16 protein-coding genes are annotated in these 25,303 nt (G+C 55.3%); 6 read left to right on the top strand and 10 right to left on the bottom strand.

What is annotated here, in order from left to right; genetic code table 11:
- Positions 1–139: 139 nt before the first annotated feature.
- Both IGS16_RS10805 and IGS16_RS10800 read right to left on the bottom strand, forming a co-directional pair.
- Positions 140–2,158 carry a serine/threonine-protein kinase gene (locus IGS16_RS10805; protein WP_297085366.1) on the bottom strand — a complete coding sequence of 673 codons (2,019 nt, stop codon included), beginning with the start codon at positions 2,156–2,158 and terminating at the stop codon, positions 140–142.
- A 29-nt stretch (positions 2,159–2,187) separates the two neighbouring features.
- Entirely contained in the window at positions 2,188–2,442 is a 255-nt protein-coding gene (locus tag IGS16_RS10800; RefSeq protein ID WP_068513850.1) for a Ycf34 family protein, read from the bottom strand.
- Between the two features lie 292 nt (positions 2,443–2,734).
- Between IGS16_RS10800 and IGS16_RS10795 the strand changes: the two genes are divergently transcribed.
- The 4 genes from IGS16_RS10795 (at position 2,735) to dxs (ending at position 7,963) form a co-directional block, all read left to right on the top strand.
- Complete coding sequence (locus IGS16_RS10795; RefSeq protein ID WP_297085365.1) at positions 2,735–4,021, top strand: CCA tRNA nucleotidyltransferase; 1,287 nt, start codon at positions 2,735–2,737, stop codon at positions 4,019–4,021.
- A 394-nt stretch (positions 4,022–4,415) separates the two neighbouring features.
- Positions 4,416–5,099: a DUF6629 family protein gene (locus tag IGS16_RS10790; RefSeq protein ID WP_367185774.1), complete on the top strand. Its 684-nt coding sequence runs from the start codon at positions 4,416–4,418 to the stop codon at positions 5,097–5,099.
- Positions 5,100–5,258: 159 nt separating this feature from the next.
- A complete protein-coding gene (locus IGS16_RS10785; RefSeq protein ID WP_297085363.1) occupies positions 5,259–5,801 on the top strand; it encodes a CIA30 family protein in 543 nt (180 codons plus the stop codon).
- 251 nt (positions 5,802–6,052) lie between these two features.
- Positions 6,053–7,963, top strand: coding sequence for a 1-deoxy-D-xylulose-5-phosphate synthase (dxs, locus tag IGS16_RS10780; RefSeq protein ID WP_297085362.1), 1,911 nt, complete (start codon positions 6,053–6,055; stop codon positions 7,961–7,963).
- Between the two features lie 204 nt (positions 7,964–8,167).
- On the opposite strand, the gene ald is transcribed toward dxs, so the two are convergent.
- Positions 8,168–9,253 (bottom strand): alanine dehydrogenase, encoded by a 1,086-nt coding sequence (ald, locus tag IGS16_RS10775; RefSeq protein WP_297085361.1) that lies wholly within the window; start codon positions 9,251–9,253, stop codon positions 8,168–8,170.
- Between the two features lie 210 nt (positions 9,254–9,463).
- Between ald and IGS16_RS10770 the strand changes: the two genes are divergently transcribed.
- Entirely contained in the window at positions 9,464–9,640 is a 177-nt protein-coding gene (locus IGS16_RS10770) for a hypothetical protein (RefSeq protein WP_172355733.1), read from the top strand.
- 50 nt (positions 9,641–9,690) lie between these two features.
- On the opposite strand, the gene IGS16_RS10765 is transcribed toward IGS16_RS10770, so the two are convergent.
- From IGS16_RS10765 to IGS16_RS10750, 4 genes are all read right to left on the bottom strand, one after another.
- Positions 9,691–10,104 carry a hypothetical protein gene (locus tag IGS16_RS10765; RefSeq protein ID WP_297085360.1) on the bottom strand — a complete coding sequence of 138 codons (414 nt, stop codon included), beginning with the start codon at positions 10,102–10,104 and terminating at the stop codon, positions 9,691–9,693.
- A 433-nt stretch (positions 10,105–10,537) separates the two neighbouring features.
- Complete coding sequence (locus tag IGS16_RS10760; protein WP_297085359.1) at positions 10,538–11,275, bottom strand: PTPA-CTERM sorting domain-containing protein; 738 nt, start codon at positions 11,273–11,275, stop codon at positions 10,538–10,540.
- Between the two features lie 330 nt (positions 11,276–11,605).
- Positions 11,606–15,394, bottom strand: coding sequence for a DUF4347 domain-containing protein (locus IGS16_RS10755; RefSeq protein WP_297085358.1), 3,789 nt, complete (start codon positions 15,392–15,394; stop codon positions 11,606–11,608).
- A gap of 1,028 nt (positions 15,395–16,422) precedes the next feature.
- Positions 16,423–18,429 (bottom strand): ELWxxDGT repeat protein, encoded by a 2,007-nt coding sequence (locus tag IGS16_RS10750; protein ID WP_297085357.1) that lies wholly within the window; start codon positions 18,427–18,429, stop codon positions 16,423–16,425.
- 905 nt (positions 18,430–19,334) lie between these two features.
- Here IGS16_RS10750 and IGS16_RS10745 point away from each other — a divergent pair.
- Entirely contained in the window at positions 19,335–20,975 is a 1,641-nt protein-coding gene (locus tag IGS16_RS10745; RefSeq protein WP_297085356.1) for a 2-isopropylmalate synthase, read from the top strand.
- 72 nt (positions 20,976–21,047) lie between these two features.
- Here the strand turns inward: IGS16_RS10745 and IGS16_RS10740 are convergent, their stop codons facing one another.
- The 3 genes from IGS16_RS10740 to IGS16_RS10730 form a co-directional block, all read right to left on the bottom strand.
- A complete protein-coding gene (locus IGS16_RS10740; RefSeq protein ID WP_297085355.1) occupies positions 21,048–21,878 on the bottom strand; it encodes an anti-sigma factor in 831 nt (276 codons plus the stop codon).
- Between the two features lie 10 nt (positions 21,879–21,888).
- Entirely contained in the window at positions 21,889–22,455 is a 567-nt protein-coding gene (locus tag IGS16_RS10735) for a sigma-70 family RNA polymerase sigma factor (protein ID WP_297085354.1), read from the bottom strand.
- Between the two features lie 305 nt (positions 22,456–22,760).
- On the bottom strand, positions 22,761–25,303 hold a 2,543-nt coding region (locus IGS16_RS10730; protein WP_297085353.1), incomplete at its 5' end, for a tetratricopeptide repeat protein.

The raw sequence follows: 25,303 nt of genomic DNA, 5'->3' as shown, positions 1-25,303 counted from the left end.
CGAAGAGAGAAGAACGAAGAGAGAAGAACGAAGAGAGAAGAACGAAGAGAGAAGAGAGAAGAAGTTCTGTTTTTCGTTTTTCCCGTGAAGTTCCGTTTCTCGTGGGAGCGATCAGAACTTTGTGTCCCAGGTCTGGAAACTAGAAATCAAGGGGTTCAGCCCTGTCATCCGCGTTTTTCTGACCACTCCCTTTTTCGTTCTTCGTTCTTCGTTCTTCGTTTTTTCTATCTCTCACCCCGGCACTCCCAATCCCCTCCTCCCATATCCTCACCACCTCGTCGGCCCCGCCGCTGACGAGGCTTTTTCCACTGGGGCTAAAGGCCAGAGCGGCGATCGCCCAGGCTCCGCGCAAGGCAGTGGGTCGATGGGCAACGGTCAGTCCAATTTCAGGATGGCGCGTGAGCGCCCAGAGCTTGATCGTGTTGTCATCACTGCCGCTGGCCAGGAGGGTTCCTTGGGGGCTGAGGGCGAGGGTGGTGATGGTGTCTTTGTGGGCGACGATGGGGCGCGTCTGGGCCATGCGGTTGAGGTCCCAAAATCGCAGCGTCTTGTCGGCTCCGGCGCTGATCAGGCTTTGCCAGTCGGGGGTGATGGCCAGCGAGGTGATGCGGTCGGTGTGGGCCCGCAGCGTGCCAATCAGCCCGTCAGTTCGCAGGTTCCACAGGCGAATCGTTTTGTCGTAGCTGGCGCTGATCAGCGTGTGCCCGTCGGGGCTGAGCAGCAGGGCGCTGATGCGATCGCGGTGTTTGCCCAGGCTGGCGATTTGCTCGCCCGTTTCCAGGTTCCACAGATTGATCCGCCCGTCACCGCCGCCCGTGGCGAATATTGGCGCGTGCTGGCTAAGGGCGATCGCCGACACCAGCCAGTCGTGCCCATCAATTGTCCGCATCAGCTTTTGCGTGGCTATGTCCCACTGCTTGATCGTGCCGTCGTCGCTGGCGCTGAGCAGTTCGATGCTGTCGGGGGTAAAGGCCAGAGCGCTGAGGCGATCGCCATGCCCATTGCCAAACAGGCCCCCATTGCCCAGCGTGTGTAGCAGGTCGCCCGTCTCCAGGCTCCACAGCCGGATGGTTTTATCGGTGCTGCCGCTGGCAATCCACAGACCGTCGGGGCTGGTGGCGAGGGTGGTGATGGGGCCAGTGTGGGCAGAGAGGGTGCGGGTGCAGTGCCAGTTGGAGAGCGGGGGGGGAGGGGCAAGGGGAGTAACGGGTTGACGAGGGGCAGGAACGATAGATTGACGAGGGGCAGGGTTGGATTTGGGCAGTTTGGGGAGGGGGAAGCCGAGGTCTTTGAGGACGGCGGCGGCGGTTTTGTAGCGGCTGCTGATGGGGCGCTGGAGCAGTTTATTGAGAACGCGGGTGAGGCGATCGCCAATTGGTTCTGGCAAATACTGCCGCCAGATCCAGGCATCCTGCATGGGGGAATACAGATCAAACGGGTGCATCCCGGTTAGCAGGTGAATGCAGGTCACGCCCAGGCTGTAGAGGTCGCTGGCAAATTCGGCCCGCCCCATCACCTGCTCTGGTGCAGCATAGCCCGCGCTGCCGATCATCGTGCCCGTTTTCCCCAGGGCTGTCTGCGTGACATATTTCGACGCGCCAAAATCCACCAGCACCAGTTCCCGGTCGCCCTGCCGCTGAATGATATTTTCGGGTTTCACATCGCGGTGGATTACGCGCTGACTGTGAATAAACGCCAGCACGGGCAGCAGGCTTTTAAGCAAATCCAAAATCTGCCCTTCGTGAAACACCTTCTGCTCGTGCAGCAGCACTTCCAGGTTTTTCCCCGGAATGTATTCCTGCACCAGGTATTGCCCGTCCTCATCTTCCAAATTGGCCAGCAGCCTGGGAATTTGGGGATGCTGCCCCAGTCGCCGCAGCCGCTCTGCCTCTTGCCGGAATAGCTCGGCTGCTCGGCGCGAGTCGCCCCGCTGGAGGGGAAAGAATTGCTTGATGACGCAGTGGCGGGAAGAGGCGGAATGCTGGGCAGACCGTTTGCGCTCGTCGATGGCCAGAAAGGTGCGCCCAAAGCCTCCCTGCCCCAGCAGCTTGACCGCCCGAAAGCGATCGCCCAGCACTAGCGCTGCCCCGCAGTGCTGACACGTTTCTCCGGTTCCGGGATCTTGCGGCTGCGGGCAGGCAGGATTCAGGCAATGCATTCGGTTCAGCCAATAAGGTCAAAGCGCGATCACGTGGGAACTAGCTCACCCGGCCGCAGCTTCGCCCATTTGCCCGTTTCTTCAACAAAGCTGAGGCAGCCGACCACATCCCACTCCATTTCGATAATGTCGTCCGCGTCGCCCTGGCGAATATTGACATTAATCGTCGGTTCGGTGGCTTCAAAGTCTGGAAACTCTGTCAGATGGGGCTGCTGATGCTGGTGTTCCACCGCGTGATACGTCGTGCAGCGATCCACGTAATGGCAGTTAACGCAAATACACATCTTAAAAATTCTCCCGCCGCCAGGCCAGTGGGGATTTAGAGTCGTCTGCTTTTATGCTACTCTAGCTCAGTTTGCGAAAAAGCGGCGATCGCCCCTGACAGATGTAGCAGAATGGAGGTATTCGGTTTCGGGGGTTAGGGGTTTGGGGTCAATAGCTGCGGGTTGGCGGACGGGTGCAGGGTTTGAACCTTGCCCCTCTCCCGCCAGAAAGCACTGTTCTAGCCTTTGACCCGTTACCTCCGAGCCATCGTCCGTGAATCTCTGCTCCCTGACCCCTTGACCCTTGCCTCCCTTGACCTACCTCACCCTGCCCAAAGACACGCTCACCACGGCTTCCGCCCTGTCGCCCCACACCTGGCCTTTTAGCCTGGAATGGCTGCCGTCGGATGCCTATTTGGTGGGCGGCAGCGTGCGGGATGCGCTGCTGGGGCGGCAGGCGGAATATTTGGATCTGGATTTTGTGCTGCCGGAGGGGGCGGTGGCCACGGCGCGGGCGATCGCCAATCACTATCGCACAGGCTATGTGCTGCTGGATGCGGAACGGCAGATTGCGCGGGCGGTGTTTGAGCGAGCCACGGTGGACTTTGCCCAGCAGGTGGGGCCGACGCTGGAAGCAGATTTGCAGCGGCGCGATTTTACGGTGAATGCGATCGCCTACAACCCACACACCGAGCAGCTCTTTGACCCGCTGAACGGCTACAGCGACTTGCAGCAGCAACTCATCCGCATGGTCGCCCCAGAGAACCTGAAGGAAGATCCCCTGCGGCTGCTGCGGGCCTATCGGCAGGCGGCGCAGCTTGGCTTTGAGCTAGAGCCAGACACGCAGACCACGATTCAGCGATTGGCAGATCTGCTGGCAGGCATCGCGCCAGAGCGGGTGCAAGCGGAATTGAACTACCTGTTGGGCACGGCACGGGGCACCCGCTTTTTGCAGATGGCCTGGGAAGACGGGCTGTTTTGCACCTGGCTGCCCCACGCGACGGCGACGGGGATGGATCGGGTGGCCCAAATGGACAAGGCGGCGATCGCCCTGGAAACGCGCTGGCCCGCGCTGGCAGCAGAGCTTTCCGGCTGGCTACGAGATCAGCAAAAGGTGTCGGGGCTGGGGCGAAGCTGGATGCGGATTGCCAAACTAACGGCGCTGGTGTCGCCGGAGGCGGCCGAAGCCGAAGCGGAACTGCGAACCCTGAAGTATAGCCGCAACGAAATCCAGGCGGTGCAGACGGTGCTGCGCTATTTGCCGCAGGTGCCTGCCATCGTGCAGCCAACTGCCACCGCTACCGAACAATATTTCTTCTTTCAGGGCGTGGGCGCGGCCTTTGGGGCGCTGAGCGTGGTGGCGCTGGCATCGGGTATTTCTGAAGCGGCGATCGCCCCTCTCATTGTTCGCTTTCTCGATCCCAACGATGCGATCGCCCATCCCCACCCGCTCGTGACCGGGCGCGACCTGATGACGCAGTTGCACCTGCCGCCTGGCCCCAAGATTGGGCAACTGCTTGAAGTTTTGCAACTGGCTCGCGCCGAAGGAAAAATCGCCACGCCCGCCGAAGCGCTCGATTTGGCGGCACGTTGGATATAGGTATCTGCCAGTCCTGCTAGAACGGCCGCCAGACGGTTTGGAAACTTTAGCGCTATAACGGCAGTAGGAGGAGCCAGTTTTAGGTGCTAAGTTTTAGGCGCAAAGCTTGGAGAGGCAAGCTTCGGACGCGAAGTTCGTGCTGCTAAGCTGCGAGTGCCTGGTTTTAGGTATCAAGCTGCAATCGCAAGCTTGGGCAATTTGTGTTGCCACTTTGTTGCACCTCAAATGCTACGTTACAGCTTTTGCAGCTTTAAGCATCTTCTCTATGGGGAGAGTAAGCTCAAGCCTCCACAAAACTTGCTCCCTCTCCCAGAAACCTGATCCTCCCTGACCCGCGGTTAACCTCCATCGAAAAATTTGCATCGCAAACTTGCATCGAAAAGACTCGAAGCCTATGTGTTTCTCTGCAACTGCTAGTTTTAGTTTGGGTGCGACGTTGATTCCGGTAGGTGTTGCCTGTATTAAACGGGCACAGGAGCAAGACAAGCGCTATATGCCGCTGGCGGCGTTTCCGCTTGCGTTTGGCATTCAGCAGGTTATCGAAGGACTGGTGTGGGTAGGATTGGGTGCAAATAATACTCGGCTGGTGGCGCTGGCGGCGGCCGGGTTTGTGTGCTTTTCTCATGGGTTTTGGCTGGTGTGGACCCCGCTGACGGCGGCGAGCGTGGAGAGCGATCGCCCCCGCTGGCAAGTCTGGCGGGCGCTAGCAGGCTTGGGGTTTCTCTACGGCCTCTATTTCAACTTACCCATCTGGCTTGAACCACAGCGGCTTTCGGTGAGCATTCACAATCACTCGCTGGTCTACCAGCTTCAACTCCTGATGGAACCTACGCGAGCGCTTTCGCTATTCGGCTACACGCTGTATGTCCTGACAATTTTGGCTCCAATGCTGCTGAGTGGCGATCGCCACATTCAGCGGCTAGGGGGGCTGGTGCTGGTGGCGCTGCTGTTCACCGCCAACTTTTTTAGCGCTGGATTTATTTCAGTGTGGTGCTTTTTTGCAGCACTCGTTTCGCTGTATGTTGGCTATGTGTTTTTGCAAGGACTGGAACCCCGCTCCCAGCCGCCCCTCGCCTAGTGCAGTGTCACAGTTTAGCTTCAGGGTGATGCCTTGGCTCGTAATAAGTGCTTCAGCGCTAAAGCGCTTACTGCCAACCCAAGTTCTAGCGCTTACTACCAACCCAAGTTCTAGCTGTGATATAGCACTAGGGCCAAAGCCCAATCTTGCAGCCTGACTATGCCCACAACGCTGACCCTGTTTGACTTTAGCCAGCCCCAGCCAACCCTTGCGGCCGTGTGGGGGCCGCTCAACGATGGCGTGATGGGCGGCCTCAGCCAGAGCCAGTTTCGCCAGGTGGGCACGTCGGGCGTATTCTCTGGGCGGGTGTCTACGGAAAATTCGGGCGGCTTTGCCTCAGTGCGGACGCGGGATTTTGAGCCGCCGCTGGATCTGTCGAGCTATGTCGGCATCGAACTGCGGCTGCGGGGCGACGGCAACCGCTACAAGTTCTTCTTGCGGCCCGAAAACCGCTGGGACGGGCTGGCGTTTTGCAGCAGTTTTGACACGCTGGATGACCAGTGGATCACGATGCAATTGCCCTTCGCCCAGTTTGCGCCCGTGATCCGCGCCAAGACGGTTTCTGGCGTGTCGCTGGATTTATCGCGGATCTATTCACTGCAACTCATGCTCAGCAAGTTTGAACTGGACGGACGACTCAATCCACACTTCGCGCCTGGCCCGTTCCAGTTGCAAATAGAGGCGATCGCCGCCTACCGCTAGTTCGATATCTCCGGTTCCGCAACTGCGTCGAGCCGCCGCTGCCCGCATCCGATTGTCGCTGATCATCCTAAACCAATGCCCAATTTCTCTACTCGCATTGCGAAACCAACCCCTCGCCTAGCACAAATAGGGCAAAACTCTGGCTAAATCTTGTGAATTTCGCTTATCAAAGCGCACCAATTTTATCTGCCCATTTGCTTTAGATTGAGAAGAGTAACCCGATCTTCATCTAGGCTTAACGGGGTAAATTTATGCATTTGAGCGAAATCACCCACCCCAACCAACTCCACGGACTCTCGATCCACCAGCTAGAGCAAATCGCCCGCCAAATCCGGGAAAAGCATCTAGAAACCGTGGCGGCGAGTGGCGGGCATCTGGGCCCCGGTTTGGGAGTGGTGGAACTGACCCTGGCGCTCTACCAAACGCTGGATCTCGACCATGACAAGGTGGTGTGGGATGTGGGGCACCAGGCCTATCCCCACAAGCTAATTACTGGACGCTACAACAATTTTCATACGTTGCGCCAAAAGGACGGCGTAGCGGGCTATCTGAAGCGCTGTGAAAGCAAGTTCGACCACTTCGGCGCGGGCCACGCCTCCACCAGTATCTCAGCGGCGCTGGGCATGGCGCTGGCGCGAGATCTAAAGGGCGAAAAGTACAAAGTTGTGGCGGTGATTGGCGACGGGGCGCTGACGGGCGGCATGGCGCTGGAGGCCATCAACCACGCCGGACACCTGCCCAAGACCAACTTGATGGTGGTGCTAAACGATAACGAAATGTCGATTTCGCCCAACGTCGGCGCGATTCCTCGCTATCTCAACAAAATGCGCCTCAGCCCGCCGATGCAGTTCCTCACTGATAACCTGGAGGAGCAGTTTAAGCATCTGCCGTTTGTGGGCGACTCGCTCACGCCGGAGCTACAGCGAGTGAAGGAAGGCATGAAGCGGCTGGCAGTGCCCAAGGTGGGTGCGGTGTTTGAGGAACTGGGCTTTACCTACATGGGCCCGGTGGACGGGCACAACCTGGAAGAACTGATTCACACGTTTACCCAGGCGCACAAGATTCAGGGGCCGGTGCTAGTGCATGTGGCGACGACCAAGGGCAAGGGCTATGCGATCGCCGAAAAAGATCAGGTGGGCTATCACGCCCAGTCGCCCTTTGACCTGGCCACGGGCAAAGCGAAACCGTCGAACAAGCCCAAGCCTGCCGATTACTCAAAAGTCTTTGCCCATACGCTGGTGAAACTGGCGGAAAACAATCCCAAAATCGTCGGCATCACCGCTGCCATGGCCACGGGTACGGGGCTAGACAAGCTCCAGCAAAAGTTGCCGAAGCAATACATCGACGTAGGCATTGCCGAGCAACATGCGGTGACGCTGGCAGCGGGGCTGGCCTGCGAGGGAATGCGCCCGGTGGTGGCGATCTATTCCACCTTCTTGCAGCGTGCGTTTGACCAGATCGTGCATGACGTGTGCATCCAGAAGCTGCCCGTGTTTTTCTGTCTGGATCGGGCGGGCATCGTCGGTGCAGACGGCCCGACGCACCAGGGGATGTACGACATTGCGTATCTGCGCTGCATTCCCAATATGGTGCTGATGGCTCCGAAGGACGAAGCCGAGTTTCAGCGGATGATCGTGACCGGGGTGAACTATACCGACGGGGCGATCGCCCTCCGCTATCCACGCGGTAGTGGGCAGGGCGTGCCGCTGATGGAAGAAGGCTGGGAGCCACTGCCCATCGGCAAAGCCGAGATTCTGCGCCAGGGCGATGATGTCTTGCTGCTGGGCTATGGCACGATGGTCTATCCCGCTATGCAGGCCGCTGAAATCCTCAGCGAACACGGCATCGAGGCGACCGTGGTCAACGCCCGCTTTGCCAAACCGCTGGATACGGAGCTAATTCTGCCGCTGGCCCAGCAGATTGGGCGCGTGGTGACGCTCGAAGAGGGTTGCTTGATGGGTGGCTTTGGTTCCGCTGTCGCAGAAGCGCTGCTCGATGCGGATATTCCTGTGCCGATCAAGCGGCTGGGCGTGCCGGATGTGCTAGTGGATCATGCCAAGCCAGAGCAATCGCTCAGCAGCCTGGGGCTGACGGGCCCGCAGATCGCAGATACCATCCGCGAGTGGGCGGTTCCAGCGGCAGTCGAAGCCGTCCGCTCCTAGAAGCCTCTGCTTCTAAAAGATCATCTGAAAGATTAACGGAGATACCGTGCCCAGGTTTGAATCACTCGGTTTGAACCACCCGGTTTGAACCACCTGGTTTGAACCGTCTGTGGTCGATGTCCTGGGCACGTATCCGCCTCTCTGACCGTAATCTCAATACAAACAATCCAAAATCGCAAATCCAAAATCGCAAATCAACACGAGCTACGCCAGATCGGGGAAAACCTGCTGTACGGCTGGGTGTACCAAACGATGGGCCTGCACGTTTAGCCCCTTGGCTAGCGCGTCATCGGTTTCCAGTGCCTTGAGTCCCTGGTTGGCCAGCTTCACCACGTAGGGCAGGGTGCTGTTGTTGAGCGCCTGCGTCGCCGTCCAGGGCACCGCTCCGGGCATATTTGGCACGCCGTAGTGAACCACGCCCGACACCTCGTAGGTGGGCTGCGTGTGGGAAGTTGGGTGCAGCGTCTCTACGCAGCCGCCCTGATCCACCGCCACGTCTACGATCACCGAGCCTGTCCGCATTTGCTCCACCAGGCTGGCAGGCACTAGGATGGGCGCACGTCGGCCCGGTACCAGCACCGCACCAATCAGCAGGTCGGCATTGGCAACGGCGGTTTCAATCTCGGCGGAATTGCTGTAGAGCAGCTCGACCCGCGAGCCAAACAGGGTTTCCAGGTAAGACAGCCGCTCTACGTTGATGTCAAAAATTTGCACCTGAGCGCCCAGCCCGACGGCCATTTTTGCGGCTTCGGTGCCCACCACGCCGCCACCCAGAATCACGACTTTGCCTGGTTTAACCCCCGGCACGCCGCCCAGCAGCACGCCGCGCCCACCCTGCTGCCGTTCCAAAAAGCGTGCGCCAAACTGCACGGAGAGCCGTCCGGCGATAATGCTCATGGGAGTCAGCAGGGGCAGGCTGCGGTTGGGCAGTTCGACGGTTTCGTAGGCGATCGCCGTCAGCCCCACCCGCATCAGTTGCTCTGCCAGCTCCCGCGCCGCCGCCAGGTGCAGGTAGGTAAAGAGCAGCTGATCCTTTTGCATCAGGTCATATTCGGCCGGGAGGGGTTCCTTCACCTTCACCACCATCTCTCGGCTCCAGGCATCCTTTGCAGAAGGCACGACCTGAGCGCCAGCTTGAACATAGTCCTCATCCGTGAACCCCGCGCCCACGCCTGCCTGGGTTTCGACAAATACTGTGTGTCCTGCTTCGACCAGCGTGCGGACGCTGCTGGGACTCAGCCCCACCCGAAATTCCTGATCCTTAATCTCTTTGGGAACGCCGATTTCCATACCAACACCTCAAAAGCTCCCCCACCCATTGCGGAGGCGGTAAATTCTTAGATACTTCCAAGGTAAATCCCTTTTGCGAGAGAGTCTTCGCCCGGATGGATCGACCTACGCCGTTTATAGCAGGAGTTTGAGGCTGGGGGGTTGATTTTGGATTGACGAATGGGCCGCACTCTCTACAATAAAGAGGACGAGTAAAGAATTGTAAAAGCCATGACTCAAACTCCGCCACAACCAACCGTGACTCCAAAGCTCCAGGAACCGAAGTTTGGCTTTAATGAATACGCTGAGCGCCTGAATGGGCGGGCGGCAATGGTGGGATTTTTGATTACGCTGGCGATCGAATACCTGACGGGTCAGGGCTTGCTGTCCTGGTTGGGTCTTTATTAGTCTCTAGTCAGTCTGTTGAATGGGCTTAGTTTGAATGAGCAAATTAGGCCCTAATCTTGTTTTTTGAGCAAGTCGCCCACTGCCTGTGCCGCTTCCAGGTGTGCCCAGGTGGTGGGGATAAACGTAATGCGCCGCAGCTTGTGGCTGGGAATTGGGCGGGGCAGCGATCGCACGTCTCCCAGCATGAGCTTGTAATACCAGTCTTGATCTTTGGGGCCAGGAGCCGCTTGGGGCAACAAATCGCAGCGCTGCACTTTAGCGATCTCAGTCACAGCGGCATAGTAGCGAATTGCGTAGGCTTCTGCGCCAAAGGCTTTGGTTTGGTAGAAGGCAATCCAGGCGGGCGGCCAGTGCAGGCGAAGAGACTTTTCAACACTAGCGACAGGAATGCGATACCAATGCTGTTCTTGGGCGATCGCCCAATCCGCCACATCCTTCAAAATCGCCACCAGCACCCGAGTCATCCGCCTAGTCCATTCTTCAAGTTTCTACCCCCCTCGCAAACCCCTTGGCTCTAGCATGTCTTGGTTTAAGTTCCATCGATATGCCCTTCCAAGGCGCTTAACTCTTACATCCTTGTTACAGCATGCTCTATCTTTCTGCATTCACGGGCGTAAGTATAGCATTCCCCTGAAGGCAAAGCTTACGCGCTTACAATGAGCTTCCTTCAGGTTCTAAAAGATCTCTCGCGGGTCGCACCCGCGAGAAATTCTGTAAATCGCAAGGAGTTGAGAACTCTCTTAGCCGTAATTAGCAGCACAACAAAAGTGCTACAAGCTCTGGGTTGTCTAACTTCTAGCTCTGTTCACGTCTGCGCCCCAGAGCACCGCTCTTGCCTAACCCCCTGCCCCTGCCAATGTAGGCTTATCATACCTGTTTCGTCGCTGATTCAGCTTCCTACTCGATAGCCTTGTTGCTGTTGCGCTTCCGCAGCATAGCAATGCCCATGCCAATCAATCCAGGTAGTGCTGCTGGAGTCGGCACAGACTCTGCAATGTGTCTATCAGTCAGCGAGTCAGAGATGCGAAAGCGAGTCGTACTAGAAGCGATTCCAAATTCGTCGAGATCGGGATTATAGGCTTTGCCCCTACCGCCACCCCCATAGAGCAGATTCCCATCTGAGTCAAAGCCGCCGATAAACCCGAATAGGAATGCATAGGCAGGTCGCTTGTAGGGGCGAGGTGGGCGCGGAAAATCGTCAACCAAGCTTAAGATGACCTCTGCGTAATTTCCTATGAGGTCAGACTTCTTCGTGTGCACTAATAATCCACTTGTGGTAGGCTCACCGAATATCGGATCTGGAATCCCAAAATTAAAGTGGTGCACGTAGGAGCCAAATCGAAAGGTTGCGCTTTTCAGGTTCCAAATCTTTGTGCTCTGAAGAGATTCTTCACATTCCTCTGGAGACAACATTCCGCAGTAAAAGTCGGTCTCATCGAATGCATAGTCGAGGGTAAACGTGTCCTCAGTGTTGAAAAACCCCAGAAGATGAGGAAACTCTGGGTCATCTGCCCACTGACCCTCAGCCCTGCCAGTGATCAGGGCACTGTTGGCAGGCGCCGCCCATGTACAACCCATAACTGCAAGACCCAACATTAAGAACGATGCCGAAGCTTTTTTCAATCTGAGTGCCATATCAACCTCCTCTAAAAGAGATTCCTTGAATTTGGTAGAATCCCCCCTGTTTTGGAAGCAGGTACAAACAGCTTGAGTTAATCAGAACCATCAGAAGAAGCGGACTAACCCCACTCGTCATAGACTCTCCGCGCCCAAAACTCTCCAGGATAGAGGCTCAGCCTCAGACTAGGGTTAGCTCAGTAGCGGAAGGGAGGGTTAGGACAGCAAGAAATTCTGTAAGCCGCTAGTCGGCTAACGCATAGTCCTAACCCCTGCTCCCCAGCCTTGCCCCTTGCTATAGGGGGTCCGCTTCACTATCTCTAGTCTTCGCAGACTCAGGGCGCTGACCTAAGCCGGGTCCCAACGGTAGATGACTCCTCGAACAAGATCGACACCGTATAGTCGGTTATCTGGCCCCATTTCCATATCCACAACATAGGGGACCCCGGAATCAAACACCCGGACGGCTGTAATCCGTCGAGCCGAATCGAGGGTTGCAGCATAGAGCGTACCGTTCCTTACGTCCCCAAACATTAGGGTGTTAGCGTTGTAGAAATCTCCAACCGTAACGGCAGAATCATTGTCTGGCGCTCCGTGGCTGCGGGATAAAAGCGGAAAGACAGCAGGTGAGTCATCGGGATTGTTGCGATTGCCATTGTTGTAGAAGGCAATGGCTTGGGGCAAATCCCTGTAGCTCGCAGTGCGGTGGGGCCCTTCAAAATAGGGCCAGCCGAAGTTAGATCCGGCAGGGCCTGTATTGATTTCTTCCCAACTATTCCAGCCCACGTCTCCCATAACCGGAAGTCTGGTCACAGGATCGAAGGTAAAGCGGTAGGAATTTCGGATGCCGTAGTAGAAGACCTTGGATTGGTTGCTGTTCGGATCGCCGTTGTAGAACGGATTATCGGGAAGCCCTTGACCTGTAATAGGATCAATCCGCAGCATTTTCCCAGACAGGTTGTTGATATCTTGCACCCGCACTGACCGCGGGTCTGCAAAGTTATAGGAGGTACCATCTCCATTGGTGACGTACAGGTATCCATCGGGACCGAATACCACCTGTCCAATCGTGTGGGAGTTGCTGTCGGTTGCTAAATAGTCCCGGATATTTCCGTTTTGCAGACCTGGGCGATCGGGGTCATTATCCTGGGTGCCAAATTCAATAAGCTCAGAGGGGGCTGTGATTGTGGTGCCATTGACGATGCCCGACGGAGGAATAGAGCGATCGCCATTGCTGTCTACATCTGGTCGGCTGGTGTATTGCCATAGGCTATTGCTGCCAAGCAGCACCATTAAGCTATTTGGGTCGGCAATCATAGTGGTTGGATTCACCGTTACTCTCACCAAGCGCGATGGCCGATTGCCCTCTCCATCCCGCCCTGACAGCCCTGAACGCCCTGCGGTTTCGGGAGGATCAAAGGTGTAGAGCAGGTATACATAGGGGGTGTTGGGGAAATCTGGATGCACCGCAATTCCTAACAAGCCGCGATCGCGCGTATCGTTTACCTGGCTAGATATGTTAATGAGGGGCGTAGCCCGCAGAATGCCATTATCCACAACCCGCACAATGCCATTCTTCTGGGCAATGAGCATGTAGCGCCCATCCGGCGTCCAGTCCAGCGTAGTCGGTTGCGTCAATCCTGAGACAGCCGTGCGCCGAACAAGGTTTCCTAACTCTAGGTCATTATCTAGGATTGTGATAACTGACGCAGTTTGGCTTCCTAAGACACCACCGGTTGGATTACTCAAAACCACGGAGAAGCTTTCGTTATCTTCGATGAGCGTATCGTTGATGATGGGAATTGAAATAGTTTGAGCTGTCTGCCCCGGTGCAAAGGTCAGCGTGCCAGAGCGAGCTAAATAGTCAGAGCCAGCTTGTGCAGTACCGTTGACCGTGTCGTAGCTGACTGTAGCAGAACCAGAGGAATTTCCACTCCGTTGCACAGTTACGACAACGGATGACGAACCTTCTGACACGGCGATCGCCGCTGAAGTCATAGCGAACGTACTTGGTGTATCATCATCCACGATGGTGATCAGAACAGTCCGTGGCGCTCCCAAAGAGCCACTGCTGGTATTCTGTAAACCAACAGCAAAGGTTTCATTCGACTCGATAGCATCATCATTAACGATTGGAATCGTGAAGGTCGCCTCTGATTCTCCAACCTCAAAGACAATCTGTCCTGTGTTGTCTCTACCGTCAAACACCGGTTGCGTGTAGTCCGCTCCCGCAGTTGCAGTGTTGGCAGTTCCCAGCTCATTGGTCGTATACTCAACCGTTAGCCGCTCAGCGGTACTGCCTGTGCGCACAGCCGTTATAGTCACAAAACCAGCCGCTTCATTCACAAAAATCGTAGCGTTATCCTTTAGCGAAACCAGACTAGTGCCCGAACTGACCTCAATAATGCCGCGCAGTCTGGCAAACGCAGAATTATCGTCCCACCTGCCAGGACCACCGTAATTCATCCAGGCATAGTCCTGATTGCCACCAGGACCGCCGTTGTTGGGTTCACCAGGTTGCCAGTTGGTATAGGTCAGAGGCTCGCCACTTACCCAGCGGAACTGTCCTTCCACATCCTTGTCAGTGAGACCGATCCAGAAGCCCTCACCGCCGCCGAAGGTTTGAACGAGCCAAGCTTGTTCTGCGGCATCGTTGATGGTGACGAGGTTGCCGCCCCGGCTGCGGGCTTCTGCCTGGGCTTCTTCCCAGGTTTTAGCGCCGTTGGTTAAGAAGTACTGATTGCCGTTGTAGGTAAACCCGCTGACAACATTCACCTGAAAGGTGCCCAGGGTAGCGCCCGCTGCGAAATTACCGCTGGTATCCCGGACTTGGTTGGGCAATAGCGTCACGGTATAAATGCCGTTGTCGCTGGGGTCCCAGGTGCCGCCGGGGGCGGTAATGCGGTAGGTGGCGGTTCGGGGGGTGCCGTTTCCGGCAGGGCTGATGCTTACCAGCGTTGCCAGTTCAGAGAACCCTGCGGTGTTGGTAACACGAATGTCGCTGTTGGTCGCAGACCCATTGATGGAGGCTGAGTCAACGGCAACATTGTCACTGTAGGTGACGGTGAAGGTATAGGGAACGTTACCAGAAGTGGCGTGGTTAGCAGCAGATAGAGTGGCAGTTGGCGCTTGGGTGTCGGCTGGTGGGGAAGATGTACCGCCCGAACTGACCTCAATAATGCCGCGCAGTCTGGCAAACGCAGAATTATCGTCCCACCTGCCAGGACCACCGTAATTCATCCAGGCATAGTCCTGATTGCCACCAGGACCGCCGTTGTTGGGTTCACCAGGTTGCCAGTTGGTATAGGTCAGAGGCTCGCCACTTACCCAGCGGAACTGTCCTTCCACATCCTTGTCAGTGAGACCGATCCAGAAGCCCTCACCGCCGCCGAAGGTTTGAACGAGCCAAGCTTGTTCTGCGGCATCGTTGATGGTGACGAGGTTGCCGCCCCGGCTGCGGGCTTCTGCCTGGGCTTCTTCCCAGGTTTTAGCGCCGTTGGTTAAGAAGTACTGATTGCCGTTGTAGGTGAAGACGGCCAGAGTATGGTCGTAGATTTGCTGGGCGATCGCGCTAATTGCTAACCCAGATTCGATGCTGCCTACCGTAAATTCCAACTCCCAGTTGGCATTGAGTTCCGACCTACCTGTTAAATCAGTCGAAGCAGCAACATCCGCCTGGGTCAACTGACTTACCTTCTGAATAAAGGCTTTACCCGCTTCTCCTGCCGCAACGTTGCATCCATAAAACAACAAATCCGCGTCGGGGGTTAGGCTTTGAGACCAGTTCCGGAGGCGATCGCCATACTGTGCCAGAGTCGCTGTGCTCAGTTCTGTATTACCCAGCAAAACCTTGCCAGAATCACCATGAGAAATAATATGGATGCTGCTTAGATTACGTCGTTGTCCTAAAACTGACGTAATTTGCTCAATCCCATTTAAATTGGCATCTAGGATAAAGACTTCGACATTGGGGAGTCCTTCTAAAAGGGCATCTATGTCGGGCAGCGAACTGTCAATGAATGCAATTTGGCAGAATCGGCTCAGCCCTACAGGAGGCTCGATGCCTCCAGCAAAGCTCGACAAACTAGCTATGCCTGACGAATAGATTGCAGGCTCTGCATTTATTTGAACACTCATGGGAATCATACTTCTTAGATGAGCATGTAAAAGCACAAGGCAAGCAGACAAACGCTGCCAGAGCGTCTTCTCAATCGTGAGACACCCCTGCATCCTGTCGTTCGCCTGCTCAATTCATCCCCTCGACAGAGCAAGGGATCTTGTTGGTATTGAGGTCAATCTAAAAGTGGCTAGCTGAAAAGAAAATAATTAGCTGAAGGGCACTATGGTATGAAACGATGCCGATCAGCACAAATGGAAACCAGGAGGATGCCTGAAAAGTCGAAGACCATGCTAGGTGTCTGAGCATCAGGCGAGTCATCGAGACATAAAGGTTGCCTGTGCAAAGGCTAAGACCAGCAGTGACACTCAAAGCCCAAGCTCTTCAGTGCCTGAAGCAAGGAAGTGTGAGTTTGTTGCTCCAGTAGCTCCGAGAGTATGCTAGCAACTCAAGTCCTGTCGCTGTAAGTCAATCTAAGGAGATTTACAATTTTCCTACAAACAAATCCTTAGTTTGTAAAGCTATGGTTATTTCAGCTTTGTACATGCACTGACATGGTAACACCCTGATTGACTGACAAAAGCTGATTTCAGACATCTGGGTGCCTTGCTGTACGGTAGTTTTGGAGATTGAAGAGATGAATGGTGAGCCAGTATTCTAACACCAATCCCGCATGAGTTTGAGCATAATAGAGGGTGGTTTTCGAGAGGGTAGATAGGATGGTTCGCCCCCTTGTCATCGATATCACCAAAAGTGAAACCTTTCTGGAGAAAAGCCTGAAGCAGGCGAAGACGGGACTCCGCAAAGAGCGGTTGCAGATGTTGTGATAGATCAAGACCTGAAATTCTCAATAAGGCAATTAACCGAGGTGCCCATTGGTATTATATGCAGCTCTTTAAATAGTTGGTATGACACACTTTCCGTTTTGAGTATCGTCTTTGTTTGTTGGGGGCTAGAATACACATTCCGCCCCCATTTTTTATATGTTGAGCTACCCTTCAAGACTTCTGGAGGACTAGATGCGCTGTTTAATTAATGAAGGGAACACCTAGATGTTTGAAGAAAAGGTTGGGATTGCCGAGGACACTCTAGCAAGATTTAGCTCCCAGTCTAAAATGTCGTGAGTGTTTGACCGCCCGCCTGTAGCCGCCGTAAATCCAAAATAAGTCGGTTTGTTAGCCAGGGTTCCCAAATCTACAGTCTCAGACAATAACGGTTTATCTGGCTTCTCAGCATTTGCAGATATGTAGACATTGAGTACAGTCGTGAGACTGTCATATTCAATCCAAGCGTAGCCAGCCTTGCCGCCGTTGAGATCGAAGGAAGGTGTCCTTTCTGCTAACGGTCTGCGGACGTTGCCATTCTGAAGAATTGCAACCCGATTGCTGTGGCCCTGATCCCAACCATTCGCAAACGTATCAAACTCAACCGCAAAGCTCTGACCAATGCCGGCATAACCAAGTCCCCCCGCAGGGCTTCCTAGAGCTTTACTTTTGCTTGGGCTGCTCTGAATTACCCAAGTAAAACCATCGGTGCCGTTGCTCCTTTCCCCCCTACTGATGTGAAATCGGAATGAGGTCTTAAAAGAAGTATCGGCCGTGAGAGTAAAGCTTTGGTTGTAGAATGCGCTGCCCGCCTGAAATCTGGATGCTGGTGTTAAACGCAACACCTTACCTACTTGCTTAGCTGCCCCATTAAGAGCCAGTTCTTTGGTCTCAGTAAAACTATCGAAATGAATTTCTGGATCAATGTCTAGCGGAGAGCTTGCTTCTAAATACCACAGCTCTGTCCCATGAGTTGAATCGGTAGCACTGAAAAAGAGCCGGTCGCTTGCGGGCGTGAACTCAGAGGGAAACGATCCTGCTGTGCCAGGATTGATATCCATGACGAGCTTGGTTCCAGCAGCAGTGCCATCACTGCTCCACAACTCGGAGCCGTAGATGCCGTCGTTGGCACTGAAAAACACCTGCCCATCGAAGGCTGTCAAAAAGTTGAGGGCAGAACCGACCGGGCCTAAGTTGATGTCTCTCACAAGGCGCGTGCCAGCGCTTGTCCCATCTGTAACCCATAGTTCTCGTCCTACAACGCCATCGTTCGCACTAAAGAAGAGGCGATCGCCCACTTGGGTTAGGTTAGTGGGGTTGCTGCCCGCACCCCCCGGTCGAAGGTCTGCCACTATGACGGTTCCTTCGGGCGTACCATCGCTTACCCAGAGTTCCTCACCATAAACCCCATCATTCGCTACAAAAAAAATCCTTCCATTTACAGCTACCAGGGAACTCGGATTAGAGCTCCCACTAGGACGAATGTCCTTGACTAGATGAGTTCCTGCTATCGTTCCATCCGTGGCCCACAGTTCCCGCCCAGCATTGCGATCGTCAGCGCTAAAGAAAAAGGTGCTTCCCACCTGTACCACTTCCTGAGGAGAAGAACTGGCAACGCCCGGATTAATGTCCAGCAGCAGAGAGGTACCTTCTGGCGTACCATCACTCGTCCATAACTCTGTGCCGTGGGCAGGGTCAAAAGCACTGAAAAATAGCTTCTGTCCACTGCTAGTGAAAAAGACCGGGAAAGACCCCTCTTCACCCGGGTTGATATCCTTGACTAACCGGGTGCGATGGGCAGTGCCATCTGTAATCCACAGCTCAGCGCCTGTAGGCTCCGTTGATGCCACAAAAAAGACTTGGGCACCAACCGAAGTAAGCTGGGAAGGATCAGAGGAGCCACTGCCAGGGACTAAATCTAGAACGAGTCTGGTTCCTTGGTCACTGCCGTCCGTAACCCATAGCTCTCTGCCTGCTGTTTCACTAGTTGCGGCAAAGACAACTCCATCGCTGACTTGGGTGAACCCGAATGGCGAGGAGCTATACCACCCTGTAAAAATGTCTTTGATCAAGGTTGCATTGGATATAGCCTGGTCAACTTGCCAAAGCTCAAATCCTGTGATGCCATCAGTAGCTGTGAAAAGAAGAAGTCCGTTGAGGAAAGCTAGGTTAGACGGTACAGAACTAGCTGGTCCCAGACAGATATCAGAAAACCGTTTGGGTATACTCATAACCTAATGATCTCCTTACCCGCCTTAAGGGTTAAACAAAAGGACAATTGGGCTCGGCAGATACACTTAATTCGGATATCAGCATATGTGATCTTTTGGCGAAGTCCTAGGGAGCTTCTATGAAGTTTAGAAGAAGTTTTTTACAGACAAACTAATTGGAGGAGGAGCGATCGCGCTAGTCAGTTTTCTCTCAAAAAAGAGAGTGGCATCTTCCAACCATTTTCAAATCCACAGTGGGGACAACTTTTGGCTTGGGCAACTAAAACTTGATCCGGGTGCTGGCTTAATTCTCGTCTACCCTTGTTTTGACTCCTCGTTCCCTGGCTAATTAAAGGAAGTTGACTGAGAACTGCTCTGAGCAGGCCTAAAGCCCTTAGAAGGCAGCAGACTCGAATTGCGCGAGGTCTTTTTCACTCGCTTTTGCTTCAGCCTTTCAACTTCTGCCCGTAAATTTTGCAACTCCTGCCATAGCCCTTGGCTCAGGGAATCCTTCTCCGCTTCGCTGAGTCCATCAAGAAGCAGCAGTTCTTTCGTGCCAAAAGCTTACCATCTTCTCCTATCCCTGCATCAGGTCAACCCAGTTGAGCAGTTATGTCTAGTGAAATTGCCAGCAAGCCCAGTTTGCTTGTTCTATTCTGAGCTTTAAATGGCCTGTCAAGCCGTGTTGGATTTAAGTCAAGTTTTGCAACGTACCTCTGTAGCTTCGCAGGAGTTCACCCGATCAGGGGGTTAGAAGGGGAGACTCGCCCACTAGAATGATTCAGTATGATGGTTAAGTCGGCATCAGTTCGACTTGCCAGATTCGACCCTGGTTTCGGCGTGGTCGGCGCATCGCCGATGCCCGTTATCGCTCGAAACCGCGTTGTGAACCTGCATTCATCCATTCACATGCCTAGATTTGTGCCATGAGTACTTCATCGAACGCCCAGTCCGGTATTGGTCAGCCCGATCGCATTTTGATTTTCGACACCACGCTGCGCGACGGCGAACAGTCGCCCGGCGCAACGCTGAACGTGGATGAGAAGCTGACGATCGCCCGGCAACTGGCACGACTGGGTGTGGATGTGATTGAAGCGGGCTTTCCCTTTGCCAGTCCTGGTGATTTTGAAGCGGTGAGCAAGATTGCCGCCGAAGTGGGCACCGAAGACGGCCCGATTATTTGTGGCCTCGCCCGCGCCACTCAGCAGGATATCAAAGCAGCGGCCGACGCGCTGAAGCCTGCTGCCAAGCCCCGGATTCACACCTTCATTGCCGCCTCGGATATTCACCTGGAATATAAGCTGAAAAAGACGCGGGCAGAAGTGCTGGACATCGTGCCCGAAATGGTGAGCTACGCCAAGTCGTTTGTCAACGATGTAGAGTTTTCCCCAGAAGATGCGGGACGCTCTGATCCGGAGTTTCTGTACGAAATGCTGGAGCGGGCGATCGCCGCTGGGGCCACCACCGTTAACATTCCTGATACCGTCGGCTACCTCACGCCCAGCGAGTTTGGCGGACTGATTAAGGGCATCAAAGAGAACGTGCCGAATATTGATCAGGCCATCATTTCGGTACATGGTCACAACGACTTGGGAATGGCCGTGGCCAACTTTTTGGAAGCGGTAAAGAACGGAGCGCGTCAGTTGGAATGTACGATCAACGGCATCGGCGAACGCGCTGGTAACGCTGCGCTAGAGGAACTCGTCATGGCGCTGTATGTGCGTCGTCAATATTTCAACCCGTTCCTGGGTCGTCCGGCGGAGTCGGAAGCGCCATTGACCCATATCGACACGCGCCAGCTTTACAAAACCTCGCGCCTGGTGTCAAACCTGACGGGGATGCTGGTGCAGCCCAACAAGGCAATCGTTGGCGCAAACGCCTTTGCTCATGAGTCCGGCATTCACCAGGATGGCGTGCTGAAGCACAAGCGCACCTACGAAATCATGGACGCGCAGTCCATCGGCCTCACAGATAACCAGATTGTGCTGGGTAAGCATTCGGGACGGAACGCCTTCCGCACGCGCCTGCGGGAACTGGGCTATGAACTGTCGGAGCAGGAGCTAAACCGGGCCTTCCTGCGCTTCAAAGACGTGGCAGATAAGAAAAAAGAGATTACCGACTGGGATCTGGAGGCGATCGCCAATGACGAAACCCAGCAGGTTCCCGAACTGTTCAAACTAGAGCATGTGCAGGTGTCTTGCGGCGACCACTCGCGCCCCACGGCCACCGTCACCGTCCGCACGCCTGCGGGCGAGGAACTGACCGATGCCGCCATTGGCACGGGCCCAGTAGATGCGATTTATAAAGCGATCAATCGCGTGGTGAACATCCCCAACCAGCTCATCGAGTTTTCGGTGCAGTCCGTCACCGCAGGCATCGACGCAATGGGCGAAGTGACGATCCGCCTGAAGCATGGCGATCGCATCTTCTCAGGCCACGGCGCAAACACCGATATCATCGTTGCCTCTGCCCAGGCCTATCTGAACGCGCTCAACCGCCTGTCGGCCTCCCTGCAAAAAGGCGAAGCGCTGCATCCCCAGCATAGCGATGTGCAGCCCGTTAGTTAAAGGGGGAAGAAAGAAGAACGAAAAACGAAGAGGGAAGAAGTTTCGTTCTTCGTTTTTCGTTCTTCGTCTCTCCTAAAGCTCCGTCCCCACCACTGGACTCCCTTGCGGCTCAGCAGGCGCACGCTGCGACTCTACGGTAATGAAAACCGAGGCGGCTCTGTTGTCTGGGGTGGGCTGCTGGGGCGGGGTGAGCGTGGCAAAGACGCGGCCCTGGTCATCGGGGATAAACTCTCCGCAAAGAATGACGGTGCCATCTTGCAGCCGTAGCCACAGGCGATAGGTCTGGTCGGGCGGCAGGGCAGGCAGATTTTCCATCGACACCACGACTTCATCCCAGCGGCCCGGCGTGAATAGCACCGTGCCCGCTGCGGGTGCGCTGGGGTCTTGCAAGGCCACTAGGCGGCTATTGGGTCGTTGCAGAATGGGGGCGATCGCCCTGGCATCTCTCCCACCACCGCTTCCAACCTGGGCAACCTGCTGTCGCAACCGCAAATTGTCCAGCCCCAGTGCCAGAATTGTGACTCCAGCAGCGACAGAGGCGATCGCCCCCCAGGGAAGTCCGAAGCGTCCTGCACGACTGTGGGAACGTCCGGCCACTGCCCAGCGCTGGCTGCGTCGCTCTTGCAGCATATCTAGCCCGTCGCCTGCGGCTGCCCCGGGCTGTTCAGCGTCCAGTTCGGCCTGGGCGGACAAAATGCGCGATCGCAACTCGGCAGGCGGTTCCACCTGGGGTAAGGCCTGCGGCAGCAGCCGATAGACCGCCGACAGCGCCTGCACTTCTTGGGTCAGCGCGGGATTTTCGCGCAGCAGTTGTTGCAGTCGGGTTTCCTCCTCGGCATCCAGTTCGCCCAGCACATAGCCCGCTGCGAGTTCTTTTGCTTCGTCTGATAGGGGCTGTGTCATAAAACCCTCCTCAACCCACCTGATCCTGCAACAGTTGCCGCAGTTTGAGAATGCCTTGTCGAGCGTGGGTTTTCACCGTTCCCAGCGGCATCTGGAGGCGATGAGCAATCTGCGACTGGCTCAGACCTTCATAGTAGTTCAACGTCAGAATTTCTTGCTGCACCTTGGTCAGTTGGGAAAAAGCCTGCTGCATGGCCTGTGCCTGCTCTTGCTGAGAAGCCTGCTCTAGCGGCGTGGGTGCAGCAAACAGCATTGGGGTCAGGTTTTGAAACCGCTCTACTGCCCGCTGACGGCTGTTGCGCGAGTGGAGTCGGTTAATCGAGCGCGATCGCGCCAGAATGCCCAGATAGCTGCTCAGCGCCCCTCGCGCTGCGTCAAACCGCTGGTCTTTCCAAATGCTGAGAAACACCTCCTGGGTCACGTCTTCGGCCTCGGCTGCGTTGTCCAAAATGCGGAGGGCGATCGTGTAGACCAACTTCCCATAGCGGTCGTACAGCGTTGCCAGGGCTTCGGGTTGTTCGTTTTTGAGCCGACGAATCAGATCCGTGTCGGAGGCATCGGGCAAACGACGTGCCATTGTCAACTCCATTTGGGTAGTCTCAGCAACAGGGAATCGGTTTCATGGGGAAGAATCGGGTTTGCAGGAACTCTATTGATATCAAAAAACGATATCACAAAATTTCTAGATCCTATACCCAATTCTCAGATCCAGGTCTAAAAATCCGGCTTTCCAGTGCAGCGGGCGGCTGCGAAACCTGCTTTGGCTGAAGACAAATCGGTAACATCCATCCATTTAGGGGACGATCAGACCTGCTAACTGTTCGATGGCATTGGGCTACAATACCAGTCTCAGCAGCAGACTGGCTGTTATATCGACCAGGCTTATTCTATTTCTGGCGAACAATTTTTCAGAAAAGTGCAAACTTCCTCAATTTCTGCCGCCAGGTTCAGATTTTTGAAATTTTGCAGGGCTTGATTGCCCCAATCGACCGCGAGTTGGCGATCGCCCCCGGCCTGAGCCACTTGCGCCAGCGATCGCTGATAGCACGCCTGCTGATAGAGGTCCGGGCTGGTTTGGGCGATCGCCAATCCCCGATTCAAGATATCTTTGGCGGTGGTCAGATCCCCCTGCCGTAGCGCAATCTCGGCTAGCCAGTGTTGCGATCGCTGCACCACCCGCTGCCAGTCGATCTGCCGCGCCTGCTCTGCGGCCCGCCCAAAATGTCGCTTTGCCAGCGGATAGGCTGCGCCATGAAAGGCCACCACGCCCTGATAATAGTCAATCCGACTCTGCTGAGTCAGCCGCTCCCTGGGGTCTAGCCGATCTGCTTGGGCCAGCTGCATCGCCTGATCCAAGCAGTCCTGCGCCTGAGCCAGGTTTCCCAGCCGCACCTGCAATGCTGCCCGATTAGTCGCCAGATTCAGCTGGAGTTGCACCGGATAGCGCAGTCGCGCTTGCCACGCCTCAGCATACAGTTGCTCTGCCTCTTGCAACTGCTCTTTTCCACCCATCGCGGTCAGCAGCCAGCCGCGACTGACGATGAGTTCTACGGCAACTTCTGGATCTCGCTGCCGCGCCGTTTGAATCAGCCAGTCGAGCCAGTCCAGATGCAAGCCCCACCAGCGCCGACAATGGGGGCGATCGCCCTGGAGGTGAATGTGAGTATCCACACATTTCCAAAGCTTCAGCAAATCCTCATAGCGTCCTTGGTTCATGCACCACTCAATCACAGACTGGATGTTCTGCCATTCCGCCTGCAATACGTCATTCTGCATTTGCCAGTTCCAATTTTCTTGCCGACCGTAGGTATTCACGAATTCTAAACACCATCTGACCCACGCTTCTCTGGCCTTCCGTTCAAAGGTTGGGTGCTGCTGTAGCTCGGCGATCCCGTATTCCTGTGTCAGGGGAAGCATTGTGTAGCGATCGCCATTTTGAATAATCAGCGACAGCTCGCATAGCTGTGCGAATGCCTGCTCAATGAGTCGCGGATCTTGGGGTGAATCAAGATTTTTCGCATCCGCTTTAGAACACTCAGAATCATCAAAACACTCGCTCGAATGAATTCCAAAATGAGATTTTTGATCCAGCAGCGCGACATGAACCAGCACATTTCGATGAACAGGAGCCGGAAAGAATGTAAGCGCCATCAGTAACTGGTGTGCAGGGCGATCGCGCAACAGGTTAACGGATGCCTCAAAGCAAAATCGAGATACGTCGCTATCCGCTCTGAGAAGATTGTCCAAGACATAGGCTACGGAATAGCTGCTCACCATCTGACCAATGGCGTAGTGAATGGCTACCGGAATACCGCCCGTCTGCTGAACAAGCTGCTGCGCCTCTGCTTCGCTCAGGGTTACTTTCTTTTCAGCCGCTTCTAGCTCGATCAGCAGCAGCGCTTCAGATTCCGGCATTGCCGCGAGTCGGATGGGCACAAAGTTGCTCTGCTGGCGTGTAGTGACGATCGCCTTCACCGTCGGCGGCAGTTCGCAATACAAAAACGACAACACGGCCTGCGTCTCGTCCAGCGTGTCTAGGTTATCTACAATCAGCAGCGATCGCTGCTCCGCCAGCGCACTACTGATCAGCGCCACCTGATCCGCCAAACTCTGTGCAGCAACATCCACCCCCAGCGTGCAGGCAATTTGCTGAAGAATGTCTTGCAGCGTGCGCTGCGATCGCCCTACCCGCTCCACTAGTCCAAACGGAGCCAAAAACTGTCGCTTGGCCGACGTAAACACAATCGCCTCAAAAGTCGGAATGCTCTGATCGAGCTGATCTGAAGCGTTCTGACTCGCTTGCAAGCAGCGATAGGCCGCCTCCAGCACCAGCGTCGTTTTACCCACGCCGCCAATGCCATCCACGCTGATCAATTGCGTTCCATGCTGCGGCGACAGCAGCGCTAGCAACTGCGTGATTTCTGCCTCGCGTCCCACAAACGCGCTACAGGTCGGTGCGGGCAGATTATGCCGGATTACATGCCGAACTAGCTGCTGCTGTGGGCTGGGCTGCATGACAGGTATGGGTTTGGCGCTGCCTGCCAGGGTCGGCGCGTCAGCAGGCGCAGGAATCTCTCGCCCTGTCTCTGCTAAACCCGTCTCTGCTAAACCCGTCTCTGCTAAATCCGCTGCATTTCGCGCCGTGACGGCTTCAGAAGGCTCTGCCATGAGTGCCTGAAGCATCAGCGGCAGCGTGCGGATGCCCACCTTTTGCCCCGTTACCTCCGACAGCAAATGCCACAACTGCGGGCAAAACACCCGCTGCACTGTGTCATCCGCATACCCCGCAATCTGAATGTCTTTCAGCCGTTTCCCGGCGATCGCCTGTTCTAAAATCGCCGTCTGATGCAGACTTAGACCCTGCCCAGCAGCTTGACTGACAAAACTAAGAGGCTGGAATGCGGCTGAGGACGATGAATTCACGC

It is taken from the genome of Thermoleptolyngbya sp. C42_A2020_037, from assembly GCF_015272455.1.
Taxonomy (GTDB): domain Bacteria; phylum Cyanobacteriota; class Cyanobacteriia; order Elainellales; family Elainellaceae; genus Thermoleptolyngbya.
Note: the sequence above shows the minus strand (reverse complement) of the source record. Positions and strands in the feature narration are given on the sequence as shown.